The sequence below is a fragment of the Acidovorax sp. SUPP2539 genome, from assembly GCF_030158975.1.
Lineage (GTDB): Bacteria > Pseudomonadota > Gammaproteobacteria > Burkholderiales > Burkholderiaceae_C > Paracidovorax.
Genome location: NZ_BQXJ01000001.1, coordinates 399711 through 410562, shown reverse-complemented (window position 1 = coordinate 410562; position 10852 = coordinate 399711). Strand labels below are relative to the sequence as shown.

The window sequence follows — 10852 nt, the reverse complement described above, 5'->3', positions numbered from 1 at the left end:
CACTCTCAGAACATGGCGGGAATATTCGTCCAGAGCTGGGACGCGAATTGCCCCAGCTTCTTCAACATCCAGGGGCCGAACAGCACGATGGCCACACCGGCAGTGAACAGTTTCGGCACGAAGGTCAGCGACATTTCCTGCACTTGCGTGACCACTTGCAAAACGCTGATCAACAAGCCCACCAGCATGGTCAAGCCCAGAACAGGCAAGCAAATGAGCAATCCCGTCCAAAACAGGTCGGACAGCATCCGGAGAGCAAGGTCGGCGTTCATAGAAACCAGTTCATTGGAGCGACGAGGCGCTCCGCGCATCGACCAGCCGACGCGTTTACAAATTCACACTCATCAAACTACAACTTTACAATTGTAGAGACAGCGTTTGGAATTACGCGCATTTGCGGCGAAATATTACATTTCGATGTGGTAAGGAGAGCCACAGTTTTTGGCGCAATGCCCTTCACTCCATGCCATTTGGGAGCGGTCGGCCGGTCTCGCGCTGAGATCGACTATTCGAGCCAGATTGCAGGCAACAAAAAAGCGCCCCGAAGGGCGCTCGTTTGTTGGCTTACTGGCGGAGAGGGTGGGATTCGAACCCACGGTAGTGTTGCCACTACGCCTGATTTCGAGTCAGGTACATTCGACCACTCTGCCACCTCTCCTGTGTGTCGAAGCCGGGATTCTAGCAGGAAGTTTCAGCCTTCCGACCGACTCAATACTTCCCCATGTAATCGCGTTTGCCCAGTTCCACCCCGTTGTGCCGTGCAATCGCGTACGTGGCATTCACGTGGAAGAAGAACTGCGGCAGGCCGTAGTGCAGCAGGTAGTGCTGGCCAGCAAACTGCTTTTCGCGGGGCGTGCCGGGCTGCAGAATGATCTGGCGGGCCGCGGCCTCGTCGAAAGCCTCGGTGGGCAGGCCTTCGATGAACGCCAGCACGGCGTCGATCCGGGTGCGCAGGTCAGCGAAACACGGCCGTTCTGCATCGGGCAGCGATGGCACGTCCACGCCGGCCAGCCTGGCGGCGATGCCCTTGGCGAAGTCGCACGCGACCAGCACCTGCCGCGCCATCGGGAACATGTCGGGAAACAGCCGGGCCTGCAGCAAGGCGTCCGGGTCGATCTTGCGTGCGGTCGCGTGGGCTTCGGTCTTGGAGACTACATCCCCCAGCGAGCCGAGCATCTGCTTGAAAACGGGCACGCTGGCGCTGTACATGAAAGAGGTCATCGCGGGTCGATCCTTGAAAAGAGGGCCGGCAGAACGCCGGCGGATCGCAAGTACACCAGCAATGGGCTGCTGCTGCACGATCGGAGCGGGAAAACCCCTGAAATACCCAGTCCGATGGTGTTTCAGACCAGGACGATCTGCGGCACGTTCTGCAAATCGCGCAACGGCATGCGAGCCGGCTTCACCGCGCGCAGATGAGCCACCATCTCGACCACCACGTTGCGCTGGCTCTGGATGCATTCCCAGATCTGCTCATGGGCCAATCCGCGGAGCCGCTGCGCCACGGTCAGCTCGACGCGGTCGGTGATCCAGTCGCCGCAGTATCCGTAATCGGCGCGCCAGTAGTAGGGCTGGGAGAAATACCCGAAGGACCCGTGGAACAGCTGGCGCACGTGGGTCGGGTCCTCGAAGGCATCGTCGCTGGCGCCATGGGGCACGCGGATGACCATGCGCGCGTCGTGCCGGGCCACGCGGTGCAGTTCCTGCATCATGGGCAGCACCCTCGGGATGTGCTCCAGGACATGCGACAGCAGAAACTCCTCCACGCTCCCGTCCGCCAGCGGCAAGGGCGTGGCCGCGCAGGCGTCCAGGTCCGCGACGATGTCCACGCCGGGCAACGCCTGGCTGTCCAGGTTCAGCCACCCTGCAAGGGTATTGCGACCGCAGCCGACGTTGAGCTTCACGGCCTGATTACCTATACATCGTAAAAAAAGCCATTTTGAGCGGCCAGGCCCCGCGGCCTATGCGGCCAAGGAAGCGAGCCCGCCCAGGTAGGGGCGCAACGCTTGCGGAATTTCCACGCTGCCATCGGCCTGCTGGTAGTTCTCCAGCACCGCCACCAGGGTGCGGCCCACGGCCAGGCCCGAGCCATTGAGCGTGTGCAGCAACTCGTTCTTGCCTTGCGCATTCTTGAAGCGGGCTTGCAGGCGGCGGGACTGGAACGCCTCGCAGTTGCTCACCGAGCTGATCTCGCGGTAGGTGTTCTGCGCAGGCAGCCACACTTCGAGGTCGTAGGTCTTGGCGGCGCTGAAGCCCATGTCGCCCGTGCACAGGCTCATCACGCGATAAGGCAGCCCCAGCTTCTGCAGCACGGCTTCGGCGTGGCCCGTCATGGCCTCCAGCGCGTCGTAGCTCTTGTCGGGGTGCACGATCTGCACCATTTCGACCTTGTCGAACTGGTGCTGGCGGATCATGCCGCGCGTGTCGCGGCCGTAGCTGCCGGCCTCGGAGCGAAAGCACGGCGTGTGCGCCGTGAGCCGGATGGGCAGGTCCGACTCGGGCACGACCACGTCGCGCACGAAGTTGGTCAGCGGCACTTCGCTGGTGGGAATGAGGTACAGGGCCGCATGGTCGGGCACGGGCTCGCCGTCCTGGCCGCCCTTCTTGGCCGCGAAGAGGTCGCCCTCGAACTTCGGCAACTGCCCGGTGCCGCGCAGCGAATCGGCATTGACGGCATAGGGCACATAGCACTCGGTGTAGCCGTGCTCCTGGGTCTGCACGTCGAGCATGAACTGCGACAGCGCACGGTGCAGCCGGGCGATGGGGCCCTTCATCACGGTGAAGCGCGAGCCCGACAGCTTGACGCCCATGTCGAAGTCCAGCCCCAGCGGCGAGCCCACGTCCACGTGGTCCTTGGCCGCGAAGTCGAAGGCGCGCGGCGTGCCCCAGCGGCGCACTTCGACGTTGCCGGCTTCGTCCGCACCCACGGGCACGCTCTCGTGCGGCAGGTTGGGCACGGCCAGCAGCAGTGCGTGCAGTTCGCCCTGCAACTGCTCCAGCCGGGCAGCCGAGGTTTCGAGTTCCGATTTGAGCGAGCCCACTTCGGCCATGACCGCATCGGCGTTCTCGCCCTTGGCCTTGAGCTGGCCGATCTGCTTGGACAGCGTGTTGCGGCGCGCCTGCAGTTCCTCGGTGCGGGTCTGCAAGGTCTTGCGCTCGGACTCCAGGGACTGAAAGGCCTCGACATCCAGGAAGGCCTGGGGTTTTTTGCGGGTCTCCAGCCGGGCGATGGCGGAGTCGAGGTCTTTTCGAAGGAGGAGGATGTCTAGCATAGGCCGCGATTTTAGTAGGGCGTCTTACCGGGTTGGCGCGCCGGAGTTTCCGTTTTAGGATGGACCGCACTGCCCCAGGGAGGACTCCATGCACATCGAACCGTACCTTTTCTTCGACGGCAACTGCGAGCAAGCGCTGGATTTCTACGCCCAGTGCCTGGAAGGGCGCCTCACCGCCGTGCACCGCTACGAGGGATCGCCGCTGGAAAAGCAGCTTCCCGCTCACTGGCGCAACAAGATCATGCATGCCACCCTGGAGGCCCCCGGCGGCCACCGGTTCATGGCCAGCGACCGCATGCCGGGCCAGCCGTTCGCGGGCCACGCGGGCTTTTCGATGTCGGTCAACTGCCCCGGCAGCGCCGAACGCGGCGAGCGCATCTTCCACAGCCTGGCCGTGGGCGGGCACGTGGGCATGCCTTTCACCGTCACGTTCTGGGGCGCGCACTTCGGCACGCTGGTGGACAAGTTCGGCGTGGGTTGGATGGTCAACTGCGACGGGGCGCAGCCGCCCGCCTGAAGGCCAAGGCGCGCCCCCAGCACGGCGCCGCTCAGGCCAGCGTGGCGGGATCGAAATTGGCCCCGCACAGGATGAGGCCGACCGTCTCGTCAGCGCGCGGGCGGTAGGCGCCGCTTTGCAGCGCAGCCAGGCCCAGCGCCGCCGCCGGCTCGACCGCCAGCTTCAGTTCCCGCCACAGCCATTGCTGAGCGCTGCGGATGGCCTCGTCGGGCAGCAGCAGCGCGGCATGCACGTGGCGCTGCGAGACCTCCCAGGCGATATCGCCGATGCGGCGGGCACCCAACGAATCGGCGGCCACGCCACCCACCTCCACATCCACCGGCCGACCCGCCGCGCGGGCGCTGTGCAGCGTGGGCGCGCGCTCGGGCTCCAGCGCCACCACGTGCGCACGGCTTTCGCACCACGCCGCCACGCCGGCGATCAGCCCGCCGCCGCCCACGCTCACCAGCACGCTGTCGGGCAACCGGTCGCCCGCCTGGCTTTCCATCTCCAGCGCCAGCGTGCCGGCACCGGCCACGACTTCGGGCTGGTCGTACGCATGGTTGAGCAGCGCGCCGGTGGCCTGCTGGCGCGCCAGGCAGGCCTGCAGCGCTTCGGAATACGCAGCGCCGGTCACGACCACTTCGGCGCCCAGGGCCCGCAGACGGGCACGCTTGGCCTCCGGCGAGATCTCGGGCACGAACACCTCGCAGCGCACGCCCAGCGCGCGCGCCGCGGCCGCCGTGGCAATGCCCGCGTTGCCGCCCGAGGCGATGATCACGCCGCTTTCGGGCACGGGGTTGGCCAGCATGCGGTACAGCATGCCCCGGGCCTTGAAGCTGCCGCCCACCTGCAGATGCTCCAGCTTGAGCCACACCTGAGCACAGTCCACGCCCAGCACGCTGCCGCTCAACTGCAGCAGCGGGGTGGTACGAAGAAAGCCGGCCTGCGCGGCCAGGCGCTGGTGTGCAGTGGAGATGGCGGAGCGATCGATCATGAGAGGGCCTTTGGCGAATCGAAAAGAAAGACCGTGCCCGCACGGCCCCGCACGAAGAACGACGGGCAACGGGCTTGCGGCACACGAAACCGTCGAGTGTATGCAGCGCACCAGGCACCAACCACTCACCAGCCACGTGAAGCCATCGAAGCCCGCCGCCCTCCCCCCCATGCCCCGGCTTTCTGCGGCCCCAGCATCTGCCGATACCATGGACCGCCGATCGCGGCGTGCACGGCGGTGTGCACGCCGGTGCAGCGGCATGGCAGGAGATGGCGATGTTCTATGTGTTCGGGCCTTCGGGCCAGATGTACCGCGGCGGGCCGGAGCAACTGGCGCAGGTGGCGCCTGTGCGGCGGGTGCAGCGGCCCCAGGCACTGCGCACCCGCTCCGCCGACCCCGAGGCGGATCCGTTCCCACCCGTTCCCGCGCCGACCCCCGACCCCGGCCCGGTGAACCTGCGCGCGCAGGAGGCCGTGAGCGCCTACGCGCAGACCGAGCAGGGCCCGCAGGTGCCACGCCAGCCGCTGTCGCGCGTGCAGGATGTGATGACCGTGGGCGCCCTCACCGTGCCGCCCGACATCCGCGTGAACGACGCCTGGGCCACGCTGGCGGAGCACCGCATCGCCCAGGCGCCCGTGGTCGACGCCGCGGGCCACGTGGTCGGGCTGCTGCTGCGCGCCGACATGGCGCCGCTCGATCTGCTGCCCGAGCCCGGCAGCGTGAAGGCGGCCATCGACCTGGCGCGCCGGCCCGTCTCCGAGATCATGGTGAGCCCGGTGCCCACCGTGGCTGCCGACACCGAACTGCGCCGCGTGGCGGGCGTGCTGCTCGACACCGGCCTGCCCGGCCTGCCGGTGACCGACGAGGCCGGCACCATGACCGGCTTCATCTCGCGCACCGACATCCTTCGCGCCGTCGCGGCCGACCCGCCCCTGGACCTCTGGAGCTGATGCGGCCCGCGGCACCGCCCGCTGCCGCGGCGCAGCACCGCCACCGCACATGAAAAAACCCGCGGGGCCTGGCAGCCACGCGGGTTCTTGATGGATCGAGGCAGCCCGCAGCTGGCGCCACGGGGCCGCGCCCTCACTGGGCGAATCGCTCAGCGGATCATTCGGCCGAAATCGCCTCGGGTTCTGCGATCTCCACCGAGGGCAGCGGGCTCGCCAGCACCTTGTCGATGGTCTTGCCGTCCATGTCCACCACCTCGAACTGCCAGCCCTCCCACTGCACCGTGTCGGTCACGCGGGGCAGCTTGCCGGTCAGCAGCATCACCATGCCGCTGAGCGTGTGGTAGCGGCCGCGGTCTTCCTCGGGCACGGCGTCCAGGTTCAGGCGATCCTTGAGTTCGGGCACGGGGATGTGGCCGTCCAGCAGCCAGCTGCCGTCCTCGCGCTGCACCGCCCAGGAGGTTTCGGGGTCGCGGGCATGGAATTCACCCGTGATGGCCTCGATCAAATCCTGCAGCGTGACGATGCCCTGCACTTCGCCGTACTCGTCGATCACGAACGCCATGTGCAGGTCGGACTGGCGGAAGTTGTCCAGCAGCTCCATGCCGGTGATGGTCTCGGGCACGTATAGCGCCGTCTGCAGCGGCTGCGTGGCCAGGTCGCGCGCCTGCTCGCGCAGCGAGCGTGACAGCCACTGGCGGGCGTTCAGCACGCCCAGCACGTTCTCCATGCCGCCACGCACCACAGGAAAGCGCGCGTGGTCCGACTCTTCGATGCATTTGAGGTTCTCTTCGAACGAGTCCTCCACATCCAGCACCGCCACATCGGCGCGCGGCACCATCAGCGAGCCGATCTGGCGGTCGTCCAGGCGGAACACGTTGCGCACCATCTGGTGCTCGTGCGACTCGATCACGCCGGCGCTCGTGCCTTCGGCCAGCACCGCGTGGATCTCGGCCTCGGTCACCGCGCTGGCGTTGTTCTCCTTCACGCCCAGCAGGCGCAGCAGGCCCTGCGTGGACATGGACAGCAGCTTCACGAACGGCTTGGTGGCGATGGCCAGCCAGTTGATCGGGCGGGCCACCAGGCGGGCGATGACTTCCGGATGGCTCTGGCCCAGGCGCTTGGGCACGAGTTCGCCCACGACGATGGAGAAGTAGGTGATGAGCATCACCACCAGGCCGGTGGCCAGGTAGCTGGCGTATTTGGCCTCCAGCCCCAGCGTGCGCAGCCATTCGCCCAGGGGCTGGGCCAGCGCGGCTTCGCCGACGATACCGTTCAGCACACCGATGGAGGTGATGCCGATCTGGATGGTGGAGAGGAATCGGGTCGGGTCTTCGCCCAGCTTGACGGCAGCGACCGCGCCGCTATCGCCCTCATCGATCAGCTTCTGGAGCCGGGTCTTGCGCGCCGTGACCAGCGCCAGTTCCGACATGGCGAACAGGCCATTGAGCAGGATGAGGGCGAACAGTATTGCTATTTCCATAGACAGGGAACGGATGGGTTCCCTCAGAGTGAATCAACCGCAAATTGTAAGAAGTCACACCCGCCGTGGGGTCATAAGGGCCGCCCGCGTAGGGACATTGGGGCGCCAGCGTGGTATTTGCGCCCTGTCGCTGCCGGGACAGGGCCAGCGGCAGGCGCTAGAGACCCAGCATCGAAATGGCCTCCAGCACAATAAGTACTAGGGCATATAGCTATCAAATTAATAGCATATTGGCGGCCAAGCGATTTCAATGCCCTGCGGGGCCCGTCTCCGGCGTGCGCTCGGTGATCGCCAGCCCCGTGGCCGCATCGATGCGCAGGCCCTTGGGCAGCGGGAATTTCACCGTCTCCTCGATGCCGTCCATCTTGCGCACCGACACGGCGCCCAGCGCCTTGATGCGGTCGATCACCTGGCGCACCAGGATCTCGGGGGCCGAGGCCCCGGCCGTGAGCCCCACGCGGGCCACGCCCTCGAACCACTCGGCGCGCAGCTCCTCGGCGCTGTCCACCATGTAGGCCCGCGTACCGAGCCGCGCCGCCAGTTCGCGCAGCCGGTTGCTGTTGGAGCTGGTGGGGCTGCCCACCACGATCACCAGGTCCACCTGCGGGCTCAGCACCTTGATCGCGTCCTGCCGGTTCTGCGTGGCGTAGCAGATGTCCTGCTGCTTGGGCTCGCGCACGCTCGGGAACCGCGCGCGCACCGCCGCGCTGATCTCGGCCGCGTCGTCCACCGACAGCGTGGTCTGCGTCACCACCGCCAGCTTGGCCGTCTGCCCGGGCTGCACGCGGGCCACGTCCTGCACGTCCTCCACCAGGTGGATGCCATGGTCCAGCTGGCCCATGGTGCCCTCCACCTCGGGATGGCCCTTGTGGCCGATCATGATGAACTCGTAGCCCTCCTTGGCCAGCTTGGCGACCTCCACGTGCACCTTGGTCACCAGCGGGCAGGTCGCATCGAACACGCTGAAGCCGCGCTCGGCCGCCTCGGTCTGCACCGCCTTGCTCACGCCGTGGGCCGAGAACACCAGCGTGGAGCCCGGCGGCACATCGGCCAAATCCTCGATGAAGATCGCGCCCTTGGCCTTGAGGTCGTTCACCACGTAGGTGTTGTGCACGATCTCGTGGCGCACGTAGATGGGCGCGCCGAACTTCTGCAGCGCGCGCTCGACGATCTCGATCGCGCGGTCCACGCCCGCGCAAAAGCCGCGCGGCTCGGCCAGAACGATTTCCTGGGGTTTTTGCATGGCGTCAGAGCACCCCGATGAGCTGCACCTCGAAGGTGACCGGCTGCCCCGCCAGCGGGTGGTTGAAGTCGAAGCGCACCGCGCCGTCCTCGCGCACCGCCAGCACCACGCCCGCATAGCTGCCCAGCCCGTCCGGCGTGGGGAACTGCACCACGTCGCCCACCGTGTAGCGCTCGTCGGGATCGCCCAGCTCGGCCAGCAGCTTGCGCGCCACCCACTGCTGCATGTCGGGGTTGCGGTCGCCGAAGGCCTCGCCCGCGGGCAGGGTGAACGTGGTGCGGGTGCCCTCGGGCAGGCCGATCAGGCACTGCTCCATGGCGGGGGACAACTCGCCCGCGCCCAGCGACAGGGTGGCCGGCTTGTCGCCGAAGGTGTTGATCACGTCGCCCGCCGGGCCGGCCAGACGGTAGTGCAGGGTCAGGAAGGAACCGGCCTGCACGGTGGGAGCGGCGGCGGGAGAGGCAACGAGGGAGGTGGGGGCGAGGGTGGTCATGAGAGTCCCGATAAACTGGCCGCCATTGTAGAAACCCGCCCATTCCCTGCCCCGCGCGCGGCCATGCCGCCGCCCCAACGGACCTGCCGCACCATGCTCATGAAAACCATGCCTGCCGACGCCCGGCCCCGTGAACGGCTGCTGCAGCGGGGCCCTGCCGCGCTGTCGGATGCGGAACTGCTGGCGATCTTGCTGCGCACGGGCATCGCCGGCAAAGGGGTGATGGAGATGGCGTGCGAACTGCTGGCGCCGACCACCGTGGATGCAGCCTCAGGGCGTCCCACCGGAGGCTTTGGAAGCATCAGTGGCCTGCTGCATGCCAGCGTGGATGACTTGAAGCGCATCAAGGGGTTGGGCCCTGCAAAGCGCACCGTCCTTGTCGCCGTTCTGGAACTGGCCCGCCGTGTGTTGAGCGAGCAATTGCCTGAACGCGAAACATTCGGCTCGCCGACAGAGGTCAAGCACTATCTGCAGTTGCACTTGGCCGGCCGAGGCTACGAAGTCTTTGCCGTGATGTTCCTGGACGCCCAGAACCGCATGATCGCCCTGGACGAAATGTTCCGCGGCACGCTCACCCATGCCAGTGTGTACCCCCGCGAGGTCGTCACACGCGCCCTGCACCACCACGCCGCTGCAGTGGTGCTGGCCCACAACCACCCCAGCGGCAGCGTGGAGCCCAGCCGCGCGGATGAAAACCTCACCAAGACCCTCACGAACGCCCTGGCGCTGGTGGACGTGCGCGTGCTCGACCACGTGATCGTGGCGCCCGGCAACGCGCTGTCGATGGCCGAATCCGGGCTGCTGTAGGACCCTTGCGGGCTGGGCTGCCGGGGTCGCGGCCTGCCTGCCGACTCCAGCCCCCTCGCCGCGCGGCATCGCCGATTGATTAACAATTGGTTAATCAATTCAATTGCCCGAAAGTCACTTTTTTGCTTTTTCCGATTAGCATTCGCCCCCAATAAAAACGCGATCTCGAAGGGGGGATTGAATGAGCGCAGAACTCGCGGCCACGTTCTTCAACGTCGGCTACGGACAGACCCTGGCCCAGTCCATGGACAGGAATCAGGTGGACGTGCTGGTGCTGACCCAGGGCCAGTACATGAGCATCCTGCAGGACAAGGCCAGGCGCAATGCGGCCCTGGAATTCAACCTGCGCAAGATGCTGTCCCAGTCCACGTTCGGGCAGTACTGGCAGAAAGAATTCAGCCCGAATGCGGGTGAGCCTTGGGTGGGGCCGGTGGCGCAAAGTGCCAACGACGCCATCACCATCGTCAAGACGCTGAACGCCATAGGCATGGCTGGCATTTCCAGCTACATCAAGACCACTGCGACAGGGACTTACATCATCATCAAGGGGTACTCGGCACGGCGCAGCAGTGCGCTGCAAGGCACGCGGTACCTGGCGACGAATCCGAAAATGCTGCAACTGGGTTTGGGGATGAAGAGCCTGCAGGGTATCGCCAAAGGCGGTTTCATATTGGGCGTAGTGGTGTCCACTGGCATTGAACTGATGGACTTCATGTTCAACGACGAAAAGACAATGTATGACCTCGTAGGCGGGATTGGGGTGGAAGCAGTTAAGGGCGGGCTTGGGGCGCTGGCTGCCTATGTCTCGGGTGCTGTGATCAGTACAGCAACGGCGGTGGCAGTGGCGCCACTGGTAACCATGGCGTTTGCCGCTTTTATCTTTGGTACCGGGCTCAACTACCTCGATAGAAAATACGAACTCAAGAATCAGGTCATCACTGCTCTGAAAGCCTTACCGGACAACGTTGAGCAGGGCTACTACATCATCAAAACCGAAACAGTTTCATGGAGAGAAAGAGTTCGAATTTCTATGCAGCAAAAAGTTGAAGAGGTAGGCAGGAACATCGATAACGAACTTAGAGATTGGCTCTGCCCGATTTGCCGGAGATACTGA

The 10852-nt window shown here is 65.7% G+C and carries 12 protein-coding genes and 1 tRNA gene; 4 read left to right on the top strand and 9 right to left on the bottom strand.

The window, feature by feature from the left end; genetic code table 11:
• Positions 1–5 precede the first annotated feature (5 nt).
• The 5 genes from AVTE2539_RS01890 to serS form a co-directional block, all read right to left on the bottom strand.
• Positions 6–272: a flagellar biosynthetic protein FliQ gene (locus tag AVTE2539_RS01890; protein ID WP_284408159.1), complete on the bottom strand. Its 267-nt coding sequence runs from the start codon at positions 270–272 to the stop codon at positions 6–8.
• Positions 273–568: 296 nt separating this feature from the next.
• A tRNA-Ser gene (locus AVTE2539_RS01885) sits at positions 569–658 on the bottom strand.
• A 50-nt stretch (positions 659–708) separates the two neighbouring features.
• The gene (locus tag AVTE2539_RS01880; RefSeq protein WP_284408158.1) at positions 709–1221 is read right to left on the bottom strand and encodes a DUF1993 domain-containing protein; all 513 of its coding nucleotides are present in this window, start codon (positions 1219–1221) and stop codon (positions 709–711) included.
• Positions 1222–1343: 122 nt separating this feature from the next.
• The gene (locus tag AVTE2539_RS01875; protein WP_284408157.1) at positions 1344–1904 is read right to left on the bottom strand and encodes a class I SAM-dependent methyltransferase; all 561 of its coding nucleotides are present in this window, start codon (positions 1902–1904) and stop codon (positions 1344–1346) included.
• Positions 1905–1961: 57 nt separating this feature from the next.
• Positions 1962–3272: a serine--tRNA ligase gene (serS, locus tag AVTE2539_RS01870; protein ID WP_284408156.1), complete on the bottom strand. Its 1311-nt coding sequence runs from the start codon at positions 3270–3272 to the stop codon at positions 1962–1964.
• A gap of 88 nt (positions 3273–3360) precedes the next feature.
• Between serS and AVTE2539_RS01865 the strand changes: the two genes are divergently transcribed.
• On the top strand, positions 3361–3789 hold the full coding sequence (locus AVTE2539_RS01865; RefSeq protein ID WP_284393555.1) for a VOC family protein: 429 nt from the start codon (positions 3361–3363) through the stop codon (positions 3787–3789).
• 31 nt (positions 3790–3820) lie between these two features.
• Here AVTE2539_RS01865 and AVTE2539_RS01860 read toward each other — a convergent pair whose 3' ends face one another.
• Positions 3821–4765 carry a threonine/serine dehydratase gene (locus AVTE2539_RS01860; protein WP_284408155.1) on the bottom strand — a complete coding sequence of 315 codons (945 nt, stop codon included), beginning with the start codon at positions 4763–4765 and terminating at the stop codon, positions 3821–3823.
• 275 nt (positions 4766–5040) lie between these two features.
• On the opposite strand from AVTE2539_RS01860, the gene AVTE2539_RS01855 reads away from it, so the two are divergent.
• Positions 5041–5715, top strand: a complete 675-nt coding sequence (locus tag AVTE2539_RS01855; RefSeq protein WP_284408154.1) for a CBS domain-containing protein — start codon at positions 5041–5043, stop codon at positions 5713–5715.
• A gap of 157 nt (positions 5716–5872) precedes the next feature.
• Here the strand turns inward: AVTE2539_RS01855 and AVTE2539_RS01850 are convergent, their stop codons facing one another.
• The 3 genes from AVTE2539_RS01850 to AVTE2539_RS01840 all read right to left on the bottom strand — a co-directional run bounded on the left by AVTE2539_RS01850 (position 5873) and on the right by AVTE2539_RS01840 (position 8931).
• Complete coding sequence (locus tag AVTE2539_RS01850; protein ID WP_272567714.1) at positions 5873–7195, bottom strand: hemolysin family protein; 1323 nt, start codon at positions 7193–7195, stop codon at positions 5873–5875.
• Between the two features lie 247 nt (positions 7196–7442).
• On the bottom strand, positions 7443–8438 hold the full coding sequence (gene ispH / locus AVTE2539_RS01845; RefSeq protein WP_272548964.1) for a 4-hydroxy-3-methylbut-2-enyl diphosphate reductase: 996 nt from the start codon (positions 8436–8438) through the stop codon (positions 7443–7445).
• A gap of 4 nt (positions 8439–8442) precedes the next feature.
• A complete protein-coding gene (locus AVTE2539_RS01840) occupies positions 8443–8931 on the bottom strand; it encodes an FKBP-type peptidyl-prolyl cis-trans isomerase (RefSeq protein WP_284408153.1) in 489 nt (162 codons plus the stop codon).
• Positions 8932–9024: 93 nt separating this feature from the next.
• On the opposite strand from AVTE2539_RS01840, the gene radC reads away from it, so the two are divergent.
• Both radC and AVTE2539_RS01830 read left to right on the top strand, forming a co-directional pair.
• Positions 9025–9738 carry a RadC family protein gene (radC, locus tag AVTE2539_RS01835; RefSeq protein ID WP_284408152.1) on the top strand — a complete coding sequence of 238 codons (714 nt, stop codon included), beginning with the start codon at positions 9025–9027 and terminating at the stop codon, positions 9736–9738.
• A 181-nt stretch (positions 9739–9919) separates the two neighbouring features.
• Entirely contained in the window at positions 9920–10852 is a 933-nt protein-coding gene (locus AVTE2539_RS01830) for a hypothetical protein (protein ID WP_284408151.1), read from the top strand.